Here is a 23,068-nt window from a genome sequence, read left to right as displayed (position 1 = left end):
AGGAATAAAAATCAGTCATTTTCTGTTAAGGAGGGAGTGTGAAGGGGAGAGTTGAATATTATAACGGCATAAAAAAAGGGACGTGAAAACGCCCCCAAAATAAAGGGTAATATATAACAGAAGGTTTGTTTAAATGAGAGACAGGAACTGTCTCTTAAGATAAGTGACTTGAGGGAGTCACTAAAATATGTTGGGGAGGCTGACCTTCCCCAACATATTATGCCGTTACCAGATTAGAACTGGTATACCAGACCAACAGCAACGATGTTGTCGGTTGCAACACCAGCTTCTTTAGTGAAGTCGCTCTTATCGATCAGGTTAATTTTGTAATCAACAAAAGTGGACATGTTTTTGTTGAAGTAGTAGGTCGCACCCAGGTCGATGTATTCAACCAGATCCTGGTCACCCCAAACCCCCAGATCTTTACCTTTGGATTTCAGGTAAGCGATGGACGGACGCAGACCGAAGTCGAACTGGTACTGAGCAACTGCTTCAAAGTTCTGAGCTTTGTTTGCGATCAGGTGATCACCGAAGACAGTCATATTCTGGGTTTCAGAATAGGTGGTTGCCAGGTAAATGTTGTTCGCGTCGTATTTCAGACCAGCAGCCCAAACTTCTGCATTTTTACCAGAAGCATAGAGTGCTGGTGCCACTTTACCCGCTTTAACCTGAGTGTCGGTACGATCAGATTTCGCATAAGTAGCACCGATGCCGAAGCCTTCGTATTCGTAAGTGGTGGAGAAGCCGAAGCCATCACCGTTACCTTCGTAGAAGTTCTCATAATCGGTACGATCATTCTTACCCTGGTACTGAGCCGCGAAGTTCAGGCCGTCAACCAGACCAAAGAAGTCGTTGTTACGGTAGGTTGCAACGCCAGTCGCACGCTGAGTCATAAATACATCAGTCTGAGTCCAGGTATCGCCACCGAATTCTGGCAGAACGTCGGTCCATGCGCCGATGTCGTAAGCAACACCGTAGTTACGGCCATAATCGATGGAGCCGTATTCACCGAATTTCAGACCAGCAAATGCCAGACGAGTTTTGTCTTTATCAGAACCCTGAGATTCAGTACGGTTGCCTTTGAATTCGTATTCCCACTGACCGAAACCAGTCAACTGATCGTTGATCTGAGTTTCGCCTTTGAAGCCCATACGAACATAAGTGGTGTCGCCATCATCAGAGGCTTCAGAGGAGAAGTAATGCTTAGCATTAACTTTACCGTACAGATCCAGCTTATTGCCGTCTTTGTTATAGATTTCTGCTGCTTGTGCAGACATCGCCATCAGAATGGACGCAGCTACAGCAGAAACTGCCACTGTTAATTTTTTCATCATCAATCCTTTTTATTTGAACTAATTCTTTATAAAAATGTCACTGCATACAAATATTCATCTAGCCAATGTGTTCATTTCAAGAAATAGATATATCAGAGTATTAATAACTGTGATCACAGTCACATTTTATAACTTATTCCTAATTGTGATTCTTAGTATTTAACAATTTTTGAACAAAAAATACGGGCTGAATAAAAAGAAAATATTGTCTTAAATATAATTTCTTGCGGTATTTTTAGTGTCATAAGAATTTTGTTTGATAAAATTGTGTGCGTTATTGTTTGTATTTTTACGCCGATTTATCAGATAGTTAGATAAGGATATTCTTTAGCTTTATTAATGTATTATTGTGGTTAGGATGCTATTTATATCGATGGGTAAAAATATCAGGTAATAGATAAAGAATGAGGCGTGGTTAATGTTTGAACAATAAGCGTTGCTTAATAAATTCTGTTTACGTTTATCATTACACTCAGAGAAAGAGAGCCTTTTCGATTACAGGAATGCGTAATAACAAATAACAGACAGAAAAAAGCCCGCACATGGCGGGCTGGGGAATTTTGCAGCAGAAAATTAGAACTGGTAAACGATACCCACTGCGAACTGGTCGTCGGTATTCAAACCATGATCAAGAACGTAATCGCTCTTATCCAGCAGGTTAATTTGGTAAGCAGTGTACACGTTCATGTTTTTATTGAAGTAGTACCATGTACCAATTTCAATGTAGTTCAGACGGTCAGAGTCTTTATAACCTGCAACATCCAGTGCCTTAGAGTAGGAGTAGCCGATGGACGGACGCAAACCGAAGTCAAACTGGTACTGAAGAACAGCTTCGAAGTTCTGTGTTTTGTTCACAACATTACCAGCATCGGAGTTCATGTTGTGAGTTTCACCGTACATTACAGCTGCATAAATGTTGTTCGCATCATATTTTGATGACAGTGCCCAAACTTCTGCTCTTTCGCCTTTAAGGTCAGATGACTGAGCATCAGTACGGTCAGAGTTTGCATACGCACCAGCAAATGAGAAACCATCAATGGTATAAGTTGCAGATAAACCATGACCGTCACCATTAGCTGAGCTGTTATTGCCTTCATTTTTACCCTGATATTGCAGAGCAAAATTCAGACCTTCAACCATGCCGAAGAAATCAGTGTTACGATAGGTTGCAACACCGTTGGTACGGTTGGTCATAAACAGGTCAGTGCTTGCCCATGAGTCGCCGCCCCACTCAACAAACATATCAGTAAACGCTTCAGCATCATAAGCAACACCGACGTTACGACCGTAATCAAAAGAACCAAGATCTTTGTAGCTCAGACCAGCATATGCCAGACGAGTCTGATCATTGTTTGAGTCGTTAGATGCTTCCAGGTCAACTTCAAACTGACCATAACCAGTCAGTTCAGGATTGATTTGAGTTTCACCTTTCACGCCAAAACGGGCATAAGAGGTATCTTGAGAGTTGTCACCCTTTTCACCATTTTCACGATCAGTCAGGATACGCTCGCCAACCATCTTGCCGTAAAAATCTACTTTATTACCATTCTTGTTATAAATTTCAGCCGCATTTGCTGCGCCAGCAACTAATAATGCCGGGACCAGCATTGCCAGAACTTTTCTTTTCATTATGTATTCCCTTGTGATAATAATTTCTATGAATATATAGATAAAGTGCTGTTATCCAAAAAAGAGCACGTTTGGATACTATTCTATGAAGTTCATTTTATTTTAAGACTTGCATGTAACAATTCTATTTAAAGTATTGCAAAATGTTTCTATTGCGCTATTTATAATTTAAATATAATGATTGTGTTTCGATGTATTTACATTATGTATGGTATATATATCAATAAGTTATTGTTTTTATGAATACATTCATGCAAGCAATAAAAATAATACAATCAAGAAGGGGTTAACGGGTCTTTTAATATCTTTGTGCGAAAAAAAACCGACAAATTAATGTCGGTAAATAGGGTAGTAACAGATTGTAGATGATAAAAGGCTAATAACCGGGCTATCATTGCATACAAAATGTGAAAGCCAAAGTCCGAATACAAACGTTGGTAATATTTCTGCAATAAATATTACCAACCAGACCCCGGCGATACTTAAAGCAAAAAAGCCTGATATCACCCCACTTAATACAATATCTACTCATTAATTTATTTAGTGGGTGTATGAATTGTGTAACAAGCAAAGGCAAAAGGGTAGAAAAGCGTGAGTTACTTCACATAAAATGAGAGGGCTTGTGTTATGGGTAACAACATAAATGGAGAGCGTCAAATCTATGGAAACAAGAACCTCGCGTAGCCCCGGTGGCAAACTGGCGCTATGTGCCTTTTATGCCTGGTGCATCTACTTTGCATGGGCGATGGTGCGTTATATCTGGACCATCAGCTCACTACAGTCTGCGCCTATCGCTGGCTTCGAAAGCGATTTAGGTTCCACCAGTGGAAAATGGCTGGGTGCATTGCTGGGCTTTATGATATTTGCCCTGGTAGGTGCAATCCTTGGTGGCATCGCCTGGTATACCGGACCACGCAACTGCCGCAGGTGAAGCAAAGGCTGAAAATTGCTAAGGTGGCCTTGCGTAAACATTCGGAGGCGCAATGGACATATCACACTGGCAAACGCAATTTGAATCCTGGCTCACGCGCCATCACCAACAGCTTGATGCCGCCCATGACATCGCTCACTTTCGCCGTGTCTGGGCGACATCGCAAAAACTGGCGGCAGATCATCCCGTCGATAAGTTGGTGATCCTGACCGCCTGTTACTTTCACGATCTGATCAGTCTGGCGAAAAATCATCCCGAACGTCATCGCTCATCTATCCTTGCTGCGCAAGAGACGGCGCGCGTGCTCAGGCAACAATTTCCCCTGTTTCCGGCTGATAAAATCCCGGCGGTGTGCCATGCCATTGAAGCGCATAGCTTTAGCGCAAAAATCCCCCCGCAAAGCCTGGAAGCGAAAATAGTTCAGGATGCAGACAGACTGGAGGCGCTGGGGGCGATTGGTCTGGCACGGGTATTTGCTGTTTCTGGCGCACTGGGGGTGGCACTGTTTGATGCCAACGATCCCTTCGCCCTGCATCGCTCACTGAACGACAAACAGTATGCTCTCGACCATTTTCAGATGAAGCTATTAACCTTACCGGAAACCATGCAAACCCCACTGGGTAAACAACTCGCCCGGAAAAATGCGGATTTCCTCGTGACGTTTATGGCGAAGTTGAGTGCGGAATTAAACGGCGACTATGATTCGTTGGATCAAAACGTTATCTGCACATTTACTCGATAAATCATCAGCATAAGGACGTTGCAAATGGCCGATGTTCACGATAAAGCCACACGTAGCAAAAACATGCGGGCCATCGCGACCCGCGACACCGCCATCGAAAAGCGTCTTGCCAGTGTGCTTAACGAGCTTGGTATACCGTATCGCGTTCAGGACGCCTCGCTGCCAGGCAAACCTGATTTTATTATTGATGATTATCAGTGCGTTATATTTACCCATGGCTGTTTCTGGCACCAGCATCATTGTCACCTGTTTAAAGTTCCGGCGACACGCACGGCGTTCTGGCTGGAAAAGATTGGCAAAAATGTTGAGCGTGATCGTCGTGACCAGGTGCGTTTGCAGGCGCTTGGCTGGCGAGTGTTGATCGTCTGGGAGTGTGCGTTGCGGGGGCGAGAAAAACTCAGTGACGCCGCGTTATCTGAGCGCTTAGAAGAGTGGATCTGCGGCGCTGACGCCGACGCGCAGATCGACACTCTCGGTATTCAATTACTCTGAATGTTTGCCCGTGGGAGCACAAACCGCAGCGGATTTATCCGGTAACAGATATTTTCCCAGCGTCACCAGCAACACGGCAAACACAATTACCCCCAGTGCCAGCCACTCAATCGGGGCGAGTTTTTCACCAGCAAATCCAGTCCCCAGCAGTACAGCTACCACCGGATTGACGTAAGCGTAACTGGTTGCCAGAGCCGGGCTAACGTTACGAATCAGATACATATAAGCGTTAATGGCAATAATCGAGCCAAAAATTGCTAAATACCCCACCGCCAGAAAACCTGAAAGAGTCGGCGTGGCAGTCAATTTTTCGCCGGATAGCATCGACGCACTCATCAGTACAATGCCTGCCGCCAGCATTTCAACTGCCCCCGCCATCATCCCAACCGGAAGGGTAATTCGTGAACCGTACACCGAACCAAATGCCCAACTGATTGAGCCAATCAAAATCAACACGGCACCCCACGGATTACCACTCAGGTTACCTCCGCTGTTAAGCATTACAATGCCAGCAAGACCAATTGCGATACCAAGCCACTCCAGCTTGCGTGTTTTGATACCGAAAAAACGACTAAAGCAAAGCGTGAACAGTGGCACAGTCGCAACCACCACAGCAGCAATTCCTGATGGCACATTCTGATGTTCCGCCACTGTCACCAGACCATTCCCTACCGCCAGCAAAAGAACACCAATTAATGCGGCGTTAAGAAGCGGGCGCATGGGCGGCAGTTTATGCCCGCGTAGTAACAAAAACGTCATCAGCAGTATGCCCGCTGCCAGAAAACGCACACCCGCCATCATTAACGGAGGCCAACTCTCCACCCCAATGCGAATAACAAAATAGGTCGAACCCCAAATGATATAGAGCGCAAATAGCGCGCTAAAAAGTGGTAATAACTGCCGAAAACGCATACATCCTCACGGAGGGAATAACAAGGTGGAATATAGTTAACGTTAAAATGATAACGCTGGCGAGTGTTATAATTGCCACGCATTGTTAAAAAAGTGTTGACGAATGGCGCAGGTGTCAGCAAGGCACGATTTGATTCATACTATGGCATCAACAGAAATAGATAGAGGGATAAACTTTGGCAGGAAGTAGCTTACTTACATTACTCGACGATATCGCCACATTGCTGGACGATATTTCCGTCATGGGGAAACTGGCGGCAAAGAAAACCGCCGGAGTGCTGGGGGATGATTTATCACTCAACGCCCAACAAGTTACAGGTGTGCGGGCCAACCGCGAATTGCCGGTGGTCTGGAGTGTGGCAAAAGGTTCACTCATAAACAAAGTGATCCTCGTGCCCCTGGCGTTACTGATCAGTGCGTTTATTCCCTGGGCGATTACACCGCTATTGATGATTGGTGGTGCGTTTCTCTGCTTTGAAGGGGTAGAGAAAGTCATGCATATGCTTGAGGCGAGAAAGCATCAGGAAAGCCCGGCAGAACGACAAAAACGCCTGGAGGAGCTGGCGGCGCAAGACCCTCTTACCTTTGAAAAAGATAAAATCAAAGGTGCGGTACGTACCGACTTTATTCTTTCGGCGGAGATTGTGGCGATCACCTTAGGGATTGTAGCTGAAGCGCCATTGTTAAATCAGGTATTGGTGCTTTCCGGTATTGCGCTGGTGGTCACGCTGGGGGTTTATGGATTGGTAGGTATGATCGTGAAACTGGACGATTTGGGCTACTGGTTGGCTGAGAAATCCAGTGTGATTGTACAAGCTATGGGGAAAGCCTTGTTGGTGATCGCGCCCTGGTTGATGAAAGCATTGTCGATAGTGGGCACACTGGCGATGTTCCTGGTTGGTGGCGGCATTGTGGTACATGGCATTGCGCCGCTTGCTCATGCAATTGAACATTTCGCCACTCAGCAAGGCGCAGTGGTGGCGATGATCCTGCCTACAGCCGTGAATCTGGTACTGGGGTTTATCATTGGCGGGATTGTTCTTATGGCCGTTAAAGCCGTGGCCCGCGTGCGGGGCGTTGCGCATTAATTGTTGAAGTAGAAATTATGCAAAATCTGCCATCGTCGTCTAAGGTGAAAAAGTTTCACATGATAGAGGAGGCAGGTATGCGCTTTTTGGTCAGTGATGAAGTAATCGTCAAACAGGGTGGTCCTCGCATGATCGTCACCGGATATTCCAGTGGCATGGTGGAATGTCGCTGGTATGATGGTTTCGCGGTACAACGTGAAGCCTTTCATGAAAGCGAACTGCAAGCTGGTGATGAGAGGCGACTCGAAGAAGCCTGACGCATAAACGCCTGGTTAATGCCAGGCGTTTTGCTTTACAGAGATAAAAGAGTGGCTCGTGGCCTCACGACATTGTTTGCTTATGCCAGAATTATAAAAAAGAAGTTGGGAGTGCTCCGGTGGTTCACCAGACATCAGTGGAAAACAGAAGCTGGCATAAAAAGCTGGCGCGCCGTCTTGGGCCAGGCAATATCGTTAATATTTGCTTTGTGGTTGTTTTGCTTTGCTCCACATTGCTGACCTGGCGAGAAGTGGTGGTACTGGAAGATGCTTATATCTCCAGTCAGCGAAATCATCTGGAAAATGTTGCCAACGCATTAGATAAACAACTGCAATATAACGTCGATAAACTTCTGTTTTTGCGTAATGGTATGCACGAAGCACTGATGACGCCGCTGAACTTCTCGGCACTACAAAATGCCATTACCCAATTCCAACAAAATCGAAATAAGCGTTACTGGCAAATTGGTCTCGATCGTCGCCGTACACTGATGATCAATGGTGTGTCTGATGATTTTGTCAGCCAGAGCAATCTTCTCTCACGAGCGGATGATGATTTACATAATGAACTGACGGCGGCGCTGGAAGTGGGGTATCTGCTGCGTTTGTCGCACGCTCCGGGGGCGGCAGCACAACAGGCCATATATGTTTCACGTGCCGGTTTTTTCCTCTCCACTCAACCCACGTCAAACAGCAAAGATATTTTAACCCGCTACTTCGACTTCGTTACTCAGCCCTGGTTTAACGAACAGTCTGAGCGCATGAACAAATCGCGCGGAGTGCGCTGGTTTAGTACCCCCGGTGATCACACTAACGAGACTAAACCACAAATTACCGCCAGCATTCCCCTGGATAACCAGGGATACTGGCATGGTGTCCTGGCAATGAGCATTCCACTGGCGGCAATGCGATCTCTGCTGGTAAATGCTACCCATAATGACACCGACGGCGAATACCAGCTCTACGACAGCAAACTTAATTTGCTGACCACCTCTACGCCAGAACAACGGAAAATAAACACCTTTGACGATCGGGAACGGGCATTACTGGCACAGGATATCGAACACGATACGCAGGGTGGCATCAGAATGAACAGTCGATTTATCAGCTGGGAACGGTTGGATCATTTCGACGGCGTATTAGTGCGTGTGCATACGTTACAAGAAGGTGTTCATGGCGATTTTGGTAGTATCAGTATTGCACTAACCCTGCTTTGGGCACTGTTTACCACCATGTTGATTATCTCCTGGATAGTGATTCGCAAGATGGTCAGCAATATGTTTGTGCTACAAAGTTCGCTGCAATGGCAAGCCTGGCATGACACCTTAACCCGTCTCTATAACCGTGGTGCCCTGTTTGAAAAAGCGCGTTTTCTTGCTCAGGAGTGCCGGGAAAATCAACGACCCTTCTCGGTTATTCAGGTGGATCTCGATCATTTCAAAAGCATAAATGACCGATTTGGTCATCAGGCAGGTGATCGGGTACTTTCTCATGCCGCAGGACTTATCAGCCGCTCTCTGCGTGCACAAGACGTTGCCGGGCGAGTAGGAGGGGAAGAGTTCTGTATCGTGCTGCCTTGCGCTAATCTGGCGCAGGCACAAGAAATTGCCGAGCGTATTCGTCTGCGTCTGAATGAAAAAGAGATATTGATCGCCAGGAGCACTACGCTGCGGATTAGCGCCTCGCTGGGGGTGAGCAGTACCGAAGAAACGGGAGATTACGATTTTGAACAGTTGCAGTCACTGGCAGATGGTCGCCTCTATCTGGCAAAACAGGCCGGACGAAATCGCGTGTGTGCCAGTGATCAACCTTTGTCAGAGGATAAAAAATAATCCAGGCCTTCGCGCCAGCCTTCCGGCCCTTCATGTTGTGTGCGATACACACGTGAAGGTTCGATGTGTTGTAAATGCACTCCTTCTCGATTCAGCCCCTTCACCACAACCGCGTAATCCATTACATCCAGCAATGGGGCGTCGTTCGGTCCGTCACCGAGACCCAGGGTAGCGGGGCGTTTCTGCCAGAGCTGCTGGTAGATGGCAATTAACTCATTCGCCGCCTGATCTTTGCCGACGCTGGCATCCAGTACATGCCAGAAGCGCGCGCCGTGTACAAACTGTAAGCCCATTTGCTCCAACTGGTCGGCAAACAGCGTCATTCGTTCGTCACTGTCACGCCAGATCAATGATACCGAGGCTTCATGCAACCGTGTCAGTGCGGCTTGTGTGCGGTTAAGCCCGGTCCAGTCAACAATGGTTTGTTCATCAACATCATCAAAGGTGGTGAATTTGAAATGCATTTTCTCGCGTAGGCTATTGAGCACGATGTGGATTTCACTATGGCTGATACCGTTTATCCGTCGTGGGTAATGCGGCTGAGTTTGCCAGTGTGCATCAAGCTGGACCACGGCACCGTTCTCCGCAATTAGCGGTAAACCCTGCAATCCTAATGTTTGCTGCAAATGCAGCATTTCCGCTGCAGTTTTGCTACTGCACAAAATCAGCGGGATATTTCTTTCACGCAGACGATATAACCACGGTGCAGCAGGTTGCCAGTCATAGGTATGGCTATCTAACAATGTGCCATCAAGATCGGTAAAGATCAGCAGGGGCTCATTCACTGACAACATAGCGATACGTTTCTCCGGTTGGCAGACGACTCTTAAAAGCGAAACGGTAAAAAATATATTCTTCTGGTATCGATTCCGCGCATCCCAGACCACATCTAGCCTGTGGGCATTTACCCGCTCATCCATTAAGGTTATTAATCATTCACGGTGTAAATATTTGCTTGTCAGGCAAAAAAATTGCATATAAGGTAATCCGCACATCAGATTTCCTGGTGTAACGAATTTTCAAGTGCTTCTTGCATAAGCAAGTTTCCTCCCGATCCTTCACAGGATCGGGATTTTTTTATGGCAAATCAACGATTAATTTCCGTAATGCTAAAGTCATGAATGTCCAGCTCAAAGGCATCGGCTAATTCACGCCATGTATGGTATTCACGGCCATCCACACTGACTTTCTCAGGATCATTTCCGCTACGATGGACTTCGCCTTCGCTAATCTCATTGATGGCAGCCAGCAGGGCATCAACGTCAACGCTGACTTCGCGTTTAGCTGTATCGCTATACTCTTTCGCGGTTTTCATGTCTGTACCTCTTGCAACCGTGAGTTTGTTCCGGGCCTGACCAGTATGGCTTAAGTATAGACCGTTGAGAAAATCACCAATCGGCCCAACTGCCACTGTCAGATAATTCGATTTGTTCTAAACTGGCAGAAAGCAACAGGAGGAGACATTGATGAAGGTGAATGATCGGGTCACAGTCAAAACGGATGGCGGCCCTCGTCGTCCTGGCGTGGTACTGGCGGTAGAAGAATTTAACGAAGGCACAATGTACCTGGTTTCGCTGGAAGACTACCCGCTCGGTATCTGGTTCTTTAATGAGTCAGGGCACCCGGATGGTATTTTTGTCGAGAAAATGGAATAGGGCAGCGAGTACATCTGACTGGTGGTGTAGCCACCAGTCAGCAGCTATTAGCGCATATTAACAAATATACCGTTAGTTACATTGTCTGTTAAACGTACCACATGATAAATAACCTGTTTATTATGCGTTTTAATCTTACGTTTAATATTTCCCTTGTGTGACGATACCGTTTTAGCCTTGATATTCATCTGGTCAGAAATCTGAATCGTACCCTGGCCTGCCATCCACATACGTAACATGCTTGATTCAGTTCGACTTAATGATAACGTGGGTAAATTAATTACACTGGCAATATCGACCTCTTTTTTCAGAATATCGCCAAGGATATCGTCAAGAGATTCCGGTTTAATCGACTTGGAACTGATCAATAAATTTTTGCGGACAAGCAGATACTCATCAAAATGGATATTGGCAATCGCCATAAATACAATAAATAAAGTGTTGGGATGTTGATTAATGATTTGCTTGATGTGCTGACTGTTTGCCGGGTCATGGATAAAACAGTCTTCATTAATAAACACCACTGAAGGATGATGTAAGTCACAAGCGACCTTAAGTTGATCAACGCTTTCGATGTCGTTGATTTCCCTTTTCTTAACCCCTCTGCTAACAAGATACCCGGTCAAACCCAGCCGGGTGTAACTGCATAGATCCATAATAATCGTTGACATGGCATACCCTCACTCAATGCGTAACGATAATTCCCCTTACCTGAATATCGTTGTAGAAATAATTAATGACCTCAGGTGACGCTTTACGCGATTTTTCAGGCAACTTACTATCCCGTAAAGTTACCTATAATTTGCCAGGAATCATCTCAAAGTAAAGTAAATGTTACGTTATGTGAGGAAGATAAAAACAAATAAACCCACGCAACGATATCCTGGTGGATGTTTGCTGATATTAATTTTCAGATAATCCTTAGGATAATGCTATAAAAAGAATGGTTAATTATTTACAGGCATCTCGCTGACAATATCAGCTAATAAATTAAAAACTTCACTAAATAAATGTTCGCAGAACGGTGCAATTAATGGCATTAATGCCGCCATTAATGAAATTCCCACGGTCAGTGTCAGGGGGAAGCCAATAACAAAAACGGATAACTGCGGTGCCATTCTATTCAATAAGCCTAATGCCAGATTAAGCGTTAATAATAGCGTGATCACCGGTAACGCCAGCATCAACCCATTGAGGAAAATCAATCCACCAGCACGGGTAAGGGCAAGAAAGGCATTACTGTTTAGCGGTTCACCGCCAATAGGCAAGGTGTGAAAGGTATCGACAAGAATCGAAATCAACCACAAATGACCGTTAAATGTCAGAAATAGCAGCAAAACCAGCATATCCAGAATGCGCGCCAGCACGGGCATATTGAGATGACTGGCAGGATCGACAAAGGTTGCAAACGATAACCCCATCTGCAGGCCGATAATCTCCCCGGCGGTACGTACAGCGGCAAATGCAAACTGCATCGTAAAGCCCAGCGCAATACCTATCAAAATCTGCTGTATCGCTACCCAGACGGCAGCATAAGAAAAAATGGGCACATCGTGTGGCGGCAGCATCGGTGCAATGGCCAGTGTAATCATCAATCCCAGCCCCAGCTTTGCCCGTTTGGGCACACTGCGTTCGCTGAGAATAGGAGCGGTGGAGATCAACGCCAGTACGCGTAACAGTGGCCAAAACCCGAGGCTCAGCCATTGCATCCATTGGTCGCTGGTCAGTTGAATCATCGTGTTGTTAACCAATCAACGACGGGATATTGCTAAAAAGGGTACGCACATAATCCAGCAATAAACTTAGCATCCAGGGGCCTGCCACAATAATGGCAATAAACACCGCCACAATTTTGGGAATAAACGATAACGTCATTTCGTTGATCTGCGTGGCAGCCTGCAAAATGCTAATAATTAAGCCAGTGACCAACGCTACCAGCAACAGCGGGGCAGCAAGGGCCAGTGCGACTTTCATCGCTTCTGTCCCCATCATCATCACCGATTCGGGTGTCATAGTGCTCCCTAACTGTAAAAGCTTTGGGCCAGCGAACCGACCAGCAGCTGCCAGCCATCCACCAGCACAAACAACATCAGTTTAAACGGCAGAGCGATAGTGGCCGGTGGCACCATCATCATCCCCAGCGCCATCAGCACGCTGGCAATGACCAGATCGATAATCAAAAATGGAATAAAAATAGTGAAACCAATCTGGAATGCTGTTTTCAGCTCACTGGTAACATAAGCAGGCAGCAGAATACGCATGGGTACGGCTTCCGGTCCCTGAATCGGCCCGGTATTGGCCAGCCGGGCAAATAACGCAAGATCGGCTTCGCGTGTCTGGCGCAACATAAACTCACGCAGCGGCTGAGCGCCTTTTTCCAGCGCTTCCTGCATGGAGATTTTCTCTTCACTGAATGGCTGATATGCATCGACGTAAATTTTGTCGATTACCGGCGACATAATAAAAAAGGTCAAAAATAACGCCAGCCCCAGCAGCACCTGGTTTGGTGGTGCAGACGGCGTTCCCAGGGCGTTACGTAGCAAACCAAAAACGATGATGATGCGGGTAAAGCTGGTCATCATCAGTAAAATGGCCGGAATAAAAGTCAGCGAGGTGATAAACACCAGCGTCTGCACCGGTAACGACCAGCTTTGTCCTCCACCGGGCAACGGTTGGGTGACAAGGCCGGGCAATTGCGCCAGTGCGCAAGGCGTCACCAGCCATAAAATGGCGGGAATAAGCGTTAACAAACGGCGCATCAGGATCTCCCGGACCGCTTAAGGACATTTTTCATCAGGCTGGGAAAATCCACTGCTGGTGGTTGGTCCAGCGGTGCTGCCGGCGGCAATGTATGCAGCAAATTGATGTGCGATGCGGTAACACCCAACACCAGGCGGGCATCTTCGACATCGACAATAACCACCCGCTCACGGGCTCCCAGTGAAGCACTGGCGCTGACCTTCAGGCCATTGACCCCCGTATTTTTAGCGGTGAATCCCAGCCGTTTTATTAGCCAGGCTGCTGCCAGTATCAACACAATAATGCCAAACAATGCGCCACTCACCTGTAGCAACGGAGTTGTGGTGGCAGAAGGCTGGACGACAGTGGCCTGGGTTTGCATATCAACGGCTCAGGCGGCGCATACGTTCAGAAGGTGTAATGATATCGGTGATCCGCACGCCGTATTTATCGGCAACTACCACCACTTCCCCCTGGGCAATCAGATAACCATTAATCAGAATATCCAGCGGTTCGCCAGCCAGACCATCCAGAGCTACTACAGAACCTTGTGTCAGGCGCAACAACTCCTTAATTGTCATTCGTGTACGGCCCAGCTCCACCGTCAGCTTCACCGGAATATCCATAATCAGATCGATATCCTGCAACGTACCGCTGACGTCACCGCCACCCAGTTGCTGGAACACCGCATCGGTAGCGCTTTTGCTACTGGTTGTTTGTTGCTCGCTTAATGCCTCAGCCCACAGATCGTCCAGTGCGCCGTTGTTCTCATCGGCCGGATTATTCATGTCACTCATTTGGGCTGTTCCTCGTTCAGAGAATTCAAAATCGGGTTAATCAAATGTTCAATTCGTAACGCATATTGGCCGTTGAGAGTACCGTACTGACTGGTCAGCACCGGAACGCCATCGACATGGGCAATTATGCGGTCAGGTTTTTCTATTGGCAGAACGTCGCCAGGTTTTAGCTTCAATATCTGCGAAAGTCGCAGCGAAATTTCGGCAAAGTTCGCCACCAGTTCCAGTTGCGAGTGCTGCACCTGGCGTACCAGGTTATTGCGCCAGTTCTGATCTTCATGACGCGAGTTTTCCAACGGCGGGTTAACCAGCAGCTCCCGCAACGGCTCAATCATGCTGAAAGGTAGGCAGATATTAAATTCACCAGTCAGGTTGCCAATCTCCACATGAAATGGCGTGTTAACCACAATATCGTTTGGTGAGGTGGTGATATTGGTGAACTTCACCTGCATTTCCGAACGCACATACTCCACTTCCAGCGGGTTAATGGCTTTCCATGCGTCGCGGTAACCTTCCAGGGCCAGCTTCAACATGCGGTTAATGACACGCTGTTCGGTGTGAGTAAACTCCCGGCCTTCAACCTTCGTTGGGAAACGTCCGTCACCACCAAACAGGTTATCGACAGCGATAAACACCAAAGCAGGGGAGAACACCACCAGCCCTGTACCACGTAACGGTTTAAGGTGGATCAGGTTAAGGTTAGTGGGCACCGGCAAATTGCGGGCAAATTCGTGATATGGCTGAATACGAATCGCACCGACGGTAATATCCGGGCTACGGCGTAGCAGGTTGAACAATCCCATACGGAAATGACGGGCAAAACGCTCGTTAATGATTTCCAGTGCCTGCAAGCGCTCACGCACAACTCGCCGCTGGGTATTGGGATCATACGGGCGAATATCACTCTCATTAGTGATACCGCTTATAGGTTCGTCTTTGGTCTCGCTGTCTCCGTTGAGCAGCGCATCGATTTCAGCCTGAGAAAGAATACTATTACCCATGTCTCTACCGCAGAATAAAGGCTGTATACAAAACGTCGGTAACGTCCTGCTTAGGTTGCCCGGCAACAAGGGGAACGGCCAGAGTCTCTTTGATTGCCTTGATCAGTTGCTGTTTTCCTTCTTCCGTTGAGAGCACACTGGCATCCTGACGGGAAAACAACAGCAATAAACGGCTGCGCACTTCAGGCAGATACTCACTAAGACGCGAACGCGTGGCTTCATCTTTCAGGCGCAATGTAATACCGATATACAAAACACGGTCGGCGTCGCCGAGATTCACCGTAAAGGTGTCCAGTGCGTAAAACACAGGTGATGTCGGCGGCGTGACTTTTTTACTGGTGGGCGGATGTTGCAAACGCCAGTAACTATAGCCTGCGCTAATACAGGCTATAACCGTGATGAATACCAGCAGCGGCACCCAGAGAGAACGCTTGCTTTTTATGCCCGATGCGGTGTCAGTCATTTGATGTGAGATTCCTGTTTCACTACAGCTTATAGCGTGATTATCCCGTGTCCTGCGCGTGACAAAGCGTGGAAAAGACAGGGTTATTCACGCTATCTCTGCCTTTAAGCAAAAATATCTACTGCGCCGTCGCCATGACCGACACGTGTCAGCGAAGCGGGGACAGCCAGTGTGACTTCATCTTCTGCACTTAAACCGGCTTGCGGCGTACGGGCATGTTGTGGTTGCTGAGAAGACGCATGTTGCTGACCGTTAAAACTCTCACCACTGATATTGCTCTGCCCCAACTGGATACCGCTCTCTGCCAGTTGCGTGCGTAAAACGGGCAATGCCGCTTCCAGTGCGGCCCGGACATGGCTATGAGCAGAAACCATCTGGATTTGCGCCTGGTTATCATCGATTTTTAGCGAGATTTGCACCTGGCCCAGATCTTCCGGGTGTAAGCGAAGCTCTGCACGTTGCTGACCCTGGCGGGTAAATAACGTAATGTGCTGGCTTATTGCCTGCTGCCATTCATGGCTACCCAGCGGGGCGCTGACCACGGGCGTGGGCGATGAAGCTGGCGAAAGCGGCTGCGGGGTACTGCTACTGGTCATCATGACGGTTGCTGTTGGCTGTGGCGCCGCGACATTATCCCCCGCGTTTAGCGGCAGCGGATTCGCCACCGGACTGTGCGGAACGTTGTCTGGCTGAGTATTGTTGACTGGCGTGGCGAGTGGCACAGTTAACGCTTCACCAGCAGATTCATTTTGTGGTTTATCGGCTAAGGCAGCACGTACGTTAACTGACTGAGTTAACTCAGCATTATTTTGCGCAGTTTGCACGGTATCTGCACTTTCACCTGACGTCACTGCAACGGGGGATGTGCCTGGCAGCATGGCAAAGAGCGCACTGAGTGCGGCAACATCATCATCCGTTGATTCTGTTTCTGCGGCCTTTTCACCCGGACGAAATAATTGTGGGGCAGCTAACGGTGTGCTGCTTTTCAGTGGAGCAGGCAACGTATTCGTCAGAGAAGACAACACACTTAGCTTATCTGCCATTTCATCAGGCAACAGCTCAAGCACATTCTCTGTCAGTTTTGCCGGAACGCCTTTTGGCAATGGTTGTTCTTCTGCAGAAAGAACAGTTTTTTCCGTACCTAACGCCTCTGCCACCAGGGCGAGAAAATCCTGCGCGACATCAGTGCCTTTGGCACCTGGAAGTAGAGTGGTAAGGTCCACATCAGTGGTGATCAGTGCTGGTATAATCAATCGCTTTTCCTCATCGCGGCGCGCTGGGCGAATTCATCCATCTTTTTTTGGTCGAGGCGGTTTTCTGCCAACAGTGCCGCCGTCGATTGCCGTTCCTGGAGTGTCTGCCAGGCCTGCAAACGTTGTTTTTTCTCCCGCCAACTGCTCAACGCGATATCAACTTTTTGCGTCCACTGGTTAAGTTGTTGGCGATGCTGAGTGATGGCTTTTTCCAGCGTCTGGATAAACTGCTGATAGTTAATCCAGCGATTACTGGCGATCCCCTGACTCATATCGTTGCTCAACGTGTTGCGATATTCATTCTGATAATCGATCAGCATTTTGAGTTGTTCTTCCGCCTGCTGACATCCGCGACGCATTTCTCCCAGCAGGCGGGCGGCATCATCCACCTCTTTTTCTGCCAGATCTTTCAAGGTCGCCAGGGCGCCATGTTCTGCCATCTGCTGTTATCTCCTGCGTTTTCACACGGTCGGGAATATACGCTCCAGCCCCTGGAGAGACTCTTCCCAGCTCGCGCGTTCAAAAATACCTTGTTGCAAAAACCCTTCCAGTTGCGGCCACAGGGCGATGGCTTTATCAAGCATCGGATCGCTGCCTTTGGCGTACGCACCGACGCTGACCAGATCGCGGTTACGTTGAAAACTCGACAACAGTTGCTTGAATGTGCGTACCCGCGCGTAATGTTGCTCGCTGATCAACGCCGTCATTGCACGGCTGATCGACGCTTCAATATCAATCGCCGGATAGTGTCCGGCTTCCGCCAGACGACGAGAAAGCACAATGTGACCATCGAGGATCGCCCGTGCGGAGTCGGCAATCGGGTCCTGCTGGTCATCGCCTTCGGTGAGCACGGTATAAAACGCCGTAATTGAGCCACCGCCGCTGATACCGTTACCGGCACGCTCGACCAGCGCCGGTAATTTGGCGAATACCGACGGTGGATAACCTTTGGTGGCAGGCGGTTCGCCAATTGCCAGCGCAATCTCACGCTGGGCCATCGCGTAGCGGGTGAGGGAGTCCATAATTAACAACACATGCTGACCACGATCGCGAAAATCTTCGGCAATACGCGTGGCATAGGCGGCACCTTGCATTCGCAGAAGCGGAGAAACATCCGCCGGAGCGGCAATCACCACGGAGCGTGCACGCCCTTCGGCACCGAGGATATTCTCAATAAAATCTTTTACTTCGCGCCCACGTTCACCAATCAAACCCACGACAATGACATCGGCGCGGGTGTAACGTGCCATCATCCCCAGCAGCACACTTTTACCGACACCAGAACCAGCAAATAGCCCCATACGCTGCCCGCGACCAACGGTAAGCAGGGCATTGATTGGGCGCACGCCCGTGTCCAGCACATGTTCAATCGGTGTTCGTTGCAATGGGTTAAATGGCGGGGTGATCAGCGCACCGGTTTCTGTCGTATCGGGGGAGGGCAGGCCATCGAGCGGTTTACCACTGCCATCCAGAACGCGACCTAACAACGCCGGACCAAGTGGGAGCTGTTTGCCGCTTTGCAGTCCGTCGCCGGAGATATTTTTGGCATAAACGCGAGCACCAGGCAGAACACCTTCGACTTCTTCCAGCGGCATTAAAAACAGCCGTTGACCGTTAAAGCCAACCACTTCGCTTTCTACTTCGCGGGTTTCCGTACCTTCCTGACGTTCAATGACACAGGTCGCCCCGAGTGGCAGTTGTAAGCCGGTGGCTTCCAGCACCAGTCCGGTCGCGCGGGTTAATCGCCCGTAGCGACGCACCGTGGGCAGTTGCGCCATTTTGGCTTCAAAGTTATCCAGCATGGTCAGCCAGCGTGTCAGTCGGGCAGTCATCACACCACTCCAGGTGCTGCCAGACGGCAGAGTTCTTGCCAACGAGTGGCGACGCTGGCATCAAGGTCGCCTTCATCGGCGGAGACTTTACAACCACCAGGATGGAGTGTCGGATCGCCACGCAAGCGCCAGCCATGCAAACTTAAGGTTGCGCCGAGCATCTCATCAACACGTTGCAGATCATCCGGGTGTACACGTAACTGCGGTTTACCGCTGAATAACGGTTCTTGCTGTAACAACAGTTGGATCTGTTTGATCAGTGCTGAGTTGTCCACCGTTGGCGCCTGGCCGATCACCTGGCGCGCCGCCTCCAGCGCCATCTGCATCAGGCGCGAAGCAATCACACTATCAAGCGCATCAAGGGTAGTTTGAAACTCACTGACCAGTTGCTGCATTCGGGCATGAATCGGCGCTTGTTGAGACTTCGCCTCTGCCAGACCTTGTTCCAGCCCCTGGGCCAGGCCTTCCTGATAGCCTTGTTCGTGGCCTTTCTGACGACCTTCGGCAATACCTGCCTGATAACCTTGCTCGTGGGCCTGCATTTGCAGTTGCGCCAGTTGCTGCTCAAGGCTGGGTTCGGTCTCTTCAGTGGTGATCTCTTCAGGCTCAACCACGGGTACAAACTCCGCCTGTGGTGGGGCGAGATCGTCCGGCATCCAGGTTTTCCACGGCAGATTATCAGACATAGGTATCCTCGCCGCTGCCAATCACCATCTCGCCAGTTTCGGCAAGGCGGCGCACAATCAGCAGAATCGCTTTCTGTTCGTTTTCCACCTGCGACAGACGCACCGGACCACGGTTGGCGAGGTCGTCGCGCAGAATATCGGCGGCACGCTGCGACATATTGCGCAGGAATTTCTCGCGCAGTGGCTGCTCGGCCCCTTTCAGCGCGATCAGCAACGATTCGGAATCCACTTCCTGCAACAGACGCTGGATGCTGCGATCGTCGACATCCACCAGATTTTCGAACAGGAACATCTCGTCGATAATTTTTTGCGCCAGTTCGCCGTCGAATTCACGCACGGCAGAAATAACCGCTTCTTCCTGCTGAGTTTTCATCAGGTTGATAATTTCGGCTGCTGTTCTCACGCCGCCCATTTTGCTGCGCTTGAGATTCTGACCGTCGAGCAGACCATTCAGTACTTCGGTCAGCTCCGCCAGTGCGGCAGGCTGCACGCCGCCAAAGGTAGCGATACGCAACATCACATCGTGGCGCAGACGCTCATCGAACAACGCCAGAATATCGGCGGCCTGGGCGCGTTTCAGATGCACCAGGATAGTGGCGATAATCTGCGGATGTTCGTCACGAATAAGATCGGCCGCACTCTGCGGCTCCATAAAGTTGAGCGTTTCAATACCGCTGGCGGTATCGCGGGTTTCGAGAATATCTTCCAGCAGACTGGCGGCACGCTCTTCGCCAAGGGCTTTCACCAATACCGAACGCAGATAATCGTTAGCGTTGATATTCAGTGCGGCAAACTGTTCTGCTTCTTGCTCAAACTCGGACAGCACATCGGTTAACTGCTTGTTGGAGATCTGGCTGACGTTAGCCATCGCTGCGCTCAGGGTTTGCACTTCGCGCTGGGAGAGATGCTTAAACACCTCTGCCGCCCGGTCTTCGCCGATGGTCATCAGCAGGATGACGCTCTTGTCGGTGCCTGTCAGGTTACTCATGATCGTTATTTATCCACTGGCGAATGACCAGCGCGACTACGCGCGGATCGTTATCAGACATTTCACGGATACGCTGACTCATCATTTCTGCGCTCATCCGCTGATTAGCGCGACGTTGCTGCAACTGCTCGTCTTTGCTCAGGCGCACTTCCACCGCATCTTCCACTTCCTGGCGGGCCTGTGCCTGTTGCTGTACGGCTTTTACTGCCTCGACGCGACGAGTTAATTGTGGGCGTACCGCTTTACGCCACAGTAGCCACGCCACCAGCAGCACCAGCAACCAGCGTCCGGCGCTCAGCAACTGATCGATAAATACCTGTTGTTGCCAGAACGGCAATTCTCCACCGCTTTCGTCGCTGGTGTTGAATGGCGAATTAACCACATTCAGTGAGTCGCCACGTTTTTCAGAAAAGCCCATCGCCTCGCGGGTCAGATCTTCAATCTGCTTCATCTGTTCGGCGCTCAGTGGCAACGGTTTGCCATCCGGCGTTGCTTTGTAATTCACCACCACCGCAACGGATAAGCGCTGCACATCGCCCACATTCATTTTGGTATGGCGAATAGTGCGATCGACCTCGTAGTTACTGGTTTCATTACGCTGCGTGCTACGCGGTCCACTGTTACTGCTGGTGCTCGTCTGTTGTTGACGATTGTTTTGATTTGCCGGAGGCGTGCTGATCGGCGCGCTATTTGCGGGAGCCGGTTGATTCGATAGTGCACCCGGTACACCGCCCGGATAACCAGAACCGCTCTGCTCGCTCTCATTGACCTGGCGAGAACGCAACGTTGCCTGGGATTGATCACCATTTGGCCGATACTGCTCTTCGGTTTGTTCTTTACTGGCGAAATCCAGTTGCGCCGTTACCTGGGCGTGAACATTACCGTTGCCGACAATAGGTGAAAGGATCGCTTCAATACGACGCTGAATACGCCCTTCGACATCGCTGGCATATTTCAACTGAGCGTCATTAAGATCACGCCCGCTGGTGTTGGATTGGGTTAACAAATGCCCGCTTTGATCCACCAGCGTGACGTTACCTGGTGGCAGCCCGGCAACCGCACTGGAAACCAGATGCACAATGGCGCTGATCTGCCCTTCGTCCAGTGCGCGGCCTGGGAGCAGATTTACTGTCACCGATGCAGAAGGGGATTTTTGCTCACGCACAAATAAAGACGGTTTTGGCATCGCCAGATGCACGCGAGCCCCTTTTACCGGGCCGATGGTCTCGATGGTGCGGGATAGTTCACCTTCCAGCGCCCGCTGATAATTTACCTGCTCACTGAACTGGCTAATGCCAAATTTTTCCTGATCGAGCAGTTCAAAACCGACCGCACCGCCTTTTGGCAAACCTTGTTGTGCCAGGCGCAGACGCAGCTCGTGGACCTTATCCGCGGGAACTTCAATGGCGCCACTGACTTCACTGAAGCGGTAAGGAATATTCATTTGCGTCAGTTGGCTGACGATTGCACCGCCATCCTGATCGGAAAGGTTGCTAAATAACGTGCGGTAGTCAGGGGCTTTTGCCCACAGAATCAGAGCGACAATAACCGCTACAGCCGCGGAACCGGCAACAATCAATGGAATTCTGGGATTCGCGCGCAGGCGATTAAGCCACTCAAGAGATTTCGTCTGGGCTGCAGTCGCATTCATCGCGCACCTCGCGGCTGATTATGGACGGCGTTATTGGCAAAGTGGAACAAGACTCACTCCCGGGTCAGCAAACTCGAAAAATTGACCGTCACATTATTTGTGGTTTTGTTTTTTTCTATGCGCCAATTAACCCGATTTTTTGTCGTTATTTAACGCCTTTGTCTTATTGACTTGCTGGTAGGCTTTGCTACCAGAAATTATCCGGGAGATGAATATGTCAGCAATACAGGGTATTCAGGGCGTTATCAGCCAGTTACAGGCAACGGCAATGAGCGCCCGCGCGCAGGAGCCAATGCCGCAACCGACGATCAGTTTTGCCGGGCAACTGCACGCGGCACTCGATCGTATTAGCGACACACAAAACACCGCCCGCGTGCAGGCAGAAAAATTCACGCTCGGCGAGCCTGGCGTGGCACTGAACGATGTGATGACCGATATGCAAAAAGCCTCAGTGTCTATGCAAATGGGGATTCAGGTGCGTAATAAGCTGGTGGCGGCGTACCAGGAAGTGATGAGTATGCAGGTGTAGGTTGTGTTACGTGTTGATTGTGCTTGTTTAATGACATCCAAACTCACCGCGTGGCGCAGTGCTGGGGCAAACTCGCTCAATTTCTGGTTTAAAATGAGTTAATTCCCTGGCTGTTTCAGCGTGAAAAGCCCCTTGCTCATCTGAGGCTATCCTTACACTTTTCCCTCTGTGCTCGCAATTGATAGCCACTACTCACATTGATCTATTCGCCATAAGAATATACTGTATATAAAAACAGTATATTTAGGCGGATTATC

General features: G+C 49.2%; 27 protein-coding genes. 8 read left to right on the top strand and 19 right to left on the bottom strand.

Annotated features, from left to right (window positions below; all coding sequences use genetic code 11):
• Positions 1-233: 233 nt before the first annotated feature.
• Both EFER_RS09775 and EFER_RS09770 read right to left on the bottom strand, forming a co-directional pair.
• Positions 234-1,331: a porin gene (locus EFER_RS09775; RefSeq protein WP_000737297.1), complete on the bottom strand. Its 1,098-nt coding sequence runs from the start codon at positions 1,329-1,331 to the stop codon at positions 234-236.
• A 576-nt stretch (positions 1,332-1,907) separates the two neighbouring features.
• The gene (locus EFER_RS09770) at positions 1,908-2,963 is read right to left on the bottom strand and encodes a porin (RefSeq protein WP_000824380.1); all 1,056 of its coding nucleotides are present in this window, start codon (positions 2,961-2,963) and stop codon (positions 1,908-1,910) included.
• A gap of 661 nt (positions 2,964-3,624) precedes the next feature.
• Here EFER_RS09770 and drpB point away from each other — a divergent pair.
• Genes drpB through EFER_RS09755 form a run of 3 tightly spaced genes read left to right on the top strand, consistent with a single transcriptional unit; the run spans position 3,625 to position 5,128 of the window.
• Entirely contained in the window at positions 3,625-3,894 is a 270-nt protein-coding gene (gene drpB, locus EFER_RS09765; protein WP_000450147.1) for a cell division protein DrpB, read from the top strand.
• A 52-nt stretch (positions 3,895-3,946) separates the two neighbouring features.
• Complete coding sequence (locus EFER_RS09760) at positions 3,947-4,636, top strand: phosphohydrolase (RefSeq protein ID WP_000355098.1); 690 nt, start codon at positions 3,947-3,949, stop codon at positions 4,634-4,636.
• Positions 4,637-4,660: 24 nt separating this feature from the next.
• A complete protein-coding gene (locus EFER_RS09755) occupies positions 4,661-5,128 on the top strand; it encodes a very short patch repair endonuclease (protein WP_000786011.1) in 468 nt (155 codons plus the stop codon).
• Here EFER_RS09755 and yedA read toward each other — a convergent pair.
• Positions 5,120-6,040, bottom strand: coding sequence for a drug/metabolite exporter YedA (gene yedA / locus EFER_RS09750; RefSeq protein ID WP_001212274.1), 921 nt, complete (start codon positions 6,038-6,040; stop codon positions 5,120-5,122). The two genes, EFER_RS09755 and yedA, sit on opposite strands and share 9 nt — an antisense overlap.
• Before the next feature lie 176 nt (positions 6,041-6,216).
• Between yedA and EFER_RS09745 the strand changes: the two genes are divergently transcribed.
• From EFER_RS09745 to dgcQ, 3 genes are all read left to right on the top strand, one after another.
• The gene (locus EFER_RS09745) at positions 6,217-7,128 is read left to right on the top strand and encodes a DUF808 domain-containing protein (protein ID WP_000929123.1); all 912 of its coding nucleotides are present in this window, start codon (positions 6,217-6,219) and stop codon (positions 7,126-7,128) included.
• Positions 7,129-7,205: 77 nt separating this feature from the next.
• Entirely contained in the window at positions 7,206-7,385 is a 180-nt protein-coding gene (locus EFER_RS09740) for a YodC family protein (protein WP_001211841.1), read from the top strand.
• Positions 7,386-7,504: 119 nt separating this feature from the next.
• Entirely contained in the window at positions 7,505-9,217 is a 1,713-nt protein-coding gene (dgcQ, locus tag EFER_RS09735; RefSeq protein ID WP_015953479.1) for a cellulose biosynthesis regulator diguanylate cyclase DgcQ, read from the top strand.
• Here the strand turns inward: dgcQ and EFER_RS09730 are convergent.
• On the bottom strand, positions 9,190-10,011 hold the full coding sequence (locus EFER_RS09730) for a mannosyl-3-phosphoglycerate phosphatase-related protein (protein WP_000953852.1): 822 nt from the start codon (positions 10,009-10,011) through the stop codon (positions 9,190-9,192). The two genes, dgcQ and EFER_RS09730, sit on opposite strands and share 28 nt — an antisense overlap.
• A 293-nt stretch (positions 10,012-10,304) precedes the next feature.
• Complete coding sequence (gene yodD / locus EFER_RS09725) at positions 10,305-10,532, bottom strand: YodD family peroxide/acid resistance protein (RefSeq protein ID WP_000844797.1); 228 nt, start codon at positions 10,530-10,532, stop codon at positions 10,305-10,307.
• 151 nt (positions 10,533-10,683) lie between these two features.
• Here yodD and dsrB point away from each other — a divergent pair, with 151 nt between their 5' ends.
• The gene (dsrB, locus tag EFER_RS09720) at positions 10,684-10,872 is read left to right on the top strand and encodes a protein DsrB (RefSeq protein ID WP_000867213.1); all 189 of its coding nucleotides are present in this window, start codon (positions 10,684-10,686) and stop codon (positions 10,870-10,872) included.
• A gap of 47 nt (positions 10,873-10,919) precedes the next feature.
• Here the strand turns inward: dsrB and rcsA are convergent, their stop codons facing one another.
• The 14 genes from rcsA to fliF form a co-directional block, all read right to left on the bottom strand.
• On the bottom strand, positions 10,920-11,543 hold the full coding sequence (gene rcsA, locus EFER_RS09715) for a transcriptional regulator RcsA (RefSeq protein ID WP_000104010.1): 624 nt from the start codon (positions 11,541-11,543) through the stop codon (positions 10,920-10,922).
• Positions 11,544-11,819: 276 nt separating this feature from the next.
• Positions 11,820-12,608, bottom strand: a complete 789-nt coding sequence (gene fliR, locus EFER_RS09710; protein WP_000615498.1) for a flagellar biosynthetic protein FliR — start codon at positions 12,606-12,608, stop codon at positions 11,820-11,822.
• 7 nt (positions 12,609-12,615) lie between these two features.
• On the bottom strand, positions 12,616-12,885 hold the full coding sequence (fliQ, locus tag EFER_RS09705; protein ID WP_000187361.1) for a flagellar biosynthesis protein FliQ: 270 nt from the start codon (positions 12,883-12,885) through the stop codon (positions 12,616-12,618).
• Between the two features lie 8 nt (positions 12,886-12,893).
• Complete coding sequence (gene fliP / locus EFER_RS09700; protein ID WP_001253457.1) at positions 12,894-13,631, bottom strand: flagellar type III secretion system pore protein FliP; 738 nt, start codon at positions 13,629-13,631, stop codon at positions 12,894-12,896.
• Entirely contained in the window at positions 13,631-13,993 is a 363-nt protein-coding gene (gene fliO, locus EFER_RS09695; RefSeq protein WP_001194438.1) for a flagellar biosynthetic protein FliO, read from the bottom strand. Before fliO ends, fliP begins: the two co-directional genes overlap by 1 nt.
• Before the next feature lies 1 nt (position 13,994).
• A complete protein-coding gene (gene fliN / locus EFER_RS09690; RefSeq protein ID WP_001282105.1) occupies positions 13,995-14,408 on the bottom strand; it encodes a flagellar motor switch protein FliN in 414 nt (137 codons plus the stop codon).
• Positions 14,405-15,409: a flagellar motor switch protein FliM gene (gene fliM, locus EFER_RS09685; protein ID WP_002431481.1), complete on the bottom strand. Its 1,005-nt coding sequence runs from the start codon at positions 15,407-15,409 to the stop codon at positions 14,405-14,407. The genes fliN and fliM overlap by 4 nt, the downstream gene beginning before the upstream one ends.
• A 4-nt stretch (positions 15,410-15,413) precedes the next feature.
• A complete protein-coding gene (gene fliL, locus EFER_RS09680) occupies positions 15,414-15,872 on the bottom strand; it encodes a flagellar basal body-associated protein FliL (RefSeq protein WP_000132542.1) in 459 nt (152 codons plus the stop codon).
• A gap of 104 nt (positions 15,873-15,976) precedes the next feature.
• Complete coding sequence (locus tag EFER_RS09675) at positions 15,977-17,125, bottom strand: flagellar hook-length control protein FliK (RefSeq protein WP_000586518.1); 1,149 nt, start codon at positions 17,123-17,125, stop codon at positions 15,977-15,979.
• Entirely contained in the window at positions 17,122-17,565 is a 444-nt protein-coding gene (gene fliJ, locus EFER_RS09670) for a flagellar export protein FliJ (RefSeq protein WP_000807570.1), read from the bottom strand. The genes EFER_RS09675 and fliJ overlap by 4 nt, the downstream gene beginning before the upstream one ends.
• Positions 17,566-17,586: 21 nt before the next feature.
• Positions 17,587-18,957: a flagellar protein export ATPase FliI gene (gene fliI, locus EFER_RS09665; protein ID WP_000126981.1), complete on the bottom strand. Its 1,371-nt coding sequence runs from the start codon at positions 18,955-18,957 to the stop codon at positions 17,587-17,589.
• On the bottom strand, positions 18,957-19,643 hold the full coding sequence (gene fliH / locus EFER_RS09660) for a flagellar assembly protein FliH (protein WP_001282669.1): 687 nt from the start codon (positions 19,641-19,643) through the stop codon (positions 18,957-18,959). Before fliH ends, fliI begins: the two co-directional genes overlap by 1 nt.
• Positions 19,636-20,631: a flagellar motor switch protein FliG gene (gene fliG, locus EFER_RS09655; protein WP_000067937.1), complete on the bottom strand. Its 996-nt coding sequence runs from the start codon at positions 20,629-20,631 to the stop codon at positions 19,636-19,638. Before fliG ends, fliH begins: the two co-directional genes overlap by 8 nt.
• Complete coding sequence (fliF, locus tag EFER_RS09650; RefSeq protein WP_000994479.1) at positions 20,624-22,282, bottom strand: flagellar basal-body MS-ring/collar protein FliF; 1,659 nt, start codon at positions 22,280-22,282, stop codon at positions 20,624-20,626. The genes fliG and fliF overlap by 8 nt, the downstream gene beginning before the upstream one ends.
• Positions 22,283-22,496: 214 nt before the next feature.
• Here fliF and fliE point away from each other — a divergent pair, with 214 nt between their 5' ends.
• Complete coding sequence (fliE, locus tag EFER_RS09645) at positions 22,497-22,811, top strand: flagellar hook-basal body complex protein FliE (protein WP_001274309.1); 315 nt, start codon at positions 22,497-22,499, stop codon at positions 22,809-22,811.
• Positions 22,812-23,068: the final 257 nt, after the last annotated feature.

This window comes from Escherichia fergusonii ATCC 35469 (assembly GCF_000026225.1).
Taxonomy (GTDB): Bacteria; Pseudomonadota; Gammaproteobacteria; order Enterobacterales; family Enterobacteriaceae; genus Escherichia; species Escherichia fergusonii.
The sequence above is the reverse complement of the archived record's forward strand: the minus strand, read 5'-3'. Positions and strand labels throughout refer to the sequence as shown.

What these genes read in the sequence shown, in the direction of transcription:
- EFER_RS09775 (WP_000737297.1), bottom strand. Translation starts at nt 1,331, where the DNA reads ATGAAAAAATTAACAGTGGCAGTTTCTGCTGTAGCTGCGTCCATTCTG.
- EFER_RS09770 (WP_000824380.1), bottom strand. Translation starts at nt 2,963, where the DNA reads ATGAAAAGAAAAGTTCTGGCAATGCTGGTCCCGGCATTATTAGTTGCT.
- drpB (WP_000450147.1), top strand. Translation starts at nt 3,625, where the DNA reads ATGGAAACAAGAACCTCGCGTAGCCCCGGTGGCAAACTGGCGCTATGT.
- EFER_RS09760 (WP_000355098.1), top strand. Translation starts at nt 3,947, where the DNA reads ATGGACATATCACACTGGCAAACGCAATTTGAATCCTGGCTCACGCGC.
- EFER_RS09755 (WP_000786011.1), top strand. Translation starts at nt 4,661, where the DNA reads ATGGCCGATGTTCACGATAAAGCCACACGTAGCAAAAACATGCGGGCC.
- yedA (WP_001212274.1), bottom strand. Translation starts at nt 6,040, where the DNA reads ATGCGTTTTCGGCAGTTATTACCACTTTTTAGCGCGCTATTTGCGCTC.
- EFER_RS09740 (WP_001211841.1), top strand. Translation starts at nt 7,206, where the DNA reads ATGCGCTTTTTGGTCAGTGATGAAGTAATCGTCAAACAGGGTGGTCCT.
- EFER_RS09730 (WP_000953852.1), bottom strand. Translation starts at nt 10,011, where the DNA reads ATGTTGTCAGTGAATGAGCCCCTGCTGATCTTTACCGATCTTGATGGC.
- yodD (WP_000844797.1), bottom strand. Translation starts at nt 10,532, where the DNA reads ATGAAAACCGCGAAAGAGTATAGCGATACAGCTAAACGCGAAGTCAGC.
- dsrB (WP_000867213.1), top strand. Translation starts at nt 10,684, where the DNA reads ATGAAGGTGAATGATCGGGTCACAGTCAAAACGGATGGCGGCCCTCGT.
- rcsA (WP_000104010.1), bottom strand. Translation starts at nt 11,543, where the DNA reads ATGTCAACGATTATTATGGATCTATGCAGTTACACCCGGCTGGGTTTG.
- fliR (WP_000615498.1), bottom strand. Translation starts at nt 12,608, where the DNA reads ATGATTCAACTGACCAGCGACCAATGGATGCAATGGCTGAGCCTCGGG.
- fliQ (WP_000187361.1), bottom strand. Translation starts at nt 12,885, where the DNA reads ATGACACCCGAATCGGTGATGATGATGGGGACAGAAGCGATGAAAGTC.
- fliP (WP_001253457.1), bottom strand. Translation starts at nt 13,631, where the DNA reads ATGCGCCGTTTGTTAACGCTTATTCCCGCCATTTTATGGCTGGTGACG.
- fliO (WP_001194438.1), bottom strand. Translation starts at nt 13,993, where the DNA reads ATGCAAACCCAGGCCACTGTCGTCCAGCCTTCTGCCACCACAACTCCG.
- fliN (WP_001282105.1), bottom strand. Translation starts at nt 14,408, where the DNA reads ATGAGTGACATGAATAATCCGGCCGATGAGAACAACGGCGCACTGGAC.
- fliM (WP_002431481.1), bottom strand. Translation starts at nt 15,409, where the DNA reads ATGGGTAATAGTATTCTTTCTCAGGCTGAAATCGATGCGCTGCTCAAC.
- fliL (WP_000132542.1), bottom strand. Translation starts at nt 15,872, where the DNA reads ATGACTGACACCGCATCGGGCATAAAAAGCAAGCGTTCTCTCTGGGTG.
- fliJ (WP_000807570.1), bottom strand. Translation starts at nt 17,565, where the DNA reads ATGGCAGAACATGGCGCCCTGGCGACCTTGAAAGATCTGGCAGAAAAA.
- fliI (WP_000126981.1), bottom strand. Translation starts at nt 18,957, where the DNA reads ATGACTGCCCGACTGACACGCTGGCTGACCATGCTGGATAACTTTGAA.
- fliH (WP_001282669.1), bottom strand. Translation starts at nt 19,643, where the DNA reads ATGTCTGATAATCTGCCGTGGAAAACCTGGATGCCGGACGATCTCGCC.
- fliG (WP_000067937.1), bottom strand. Translation starts at nt 20,631, where the DNA reads ATGAGTAACCTGACAGGCACCGACAAGAGCGTCATCCTGCTGATGACC.
- fliF (WP_000994479.1), bottom strand. Translation starts at nt 22,282, where the DNA reads ATGAATGCGACTGCAGCCCAGACGAAATCTCTTGAGTGGCTTAATCGC.
- fliE (WP_001274309.1), top strand. Translation starts at nt 22,497, where the DNA reads ATGTCAGCAATACAGGGTATTCAGGGCGTTATCAGCCAGTTACAGGCA.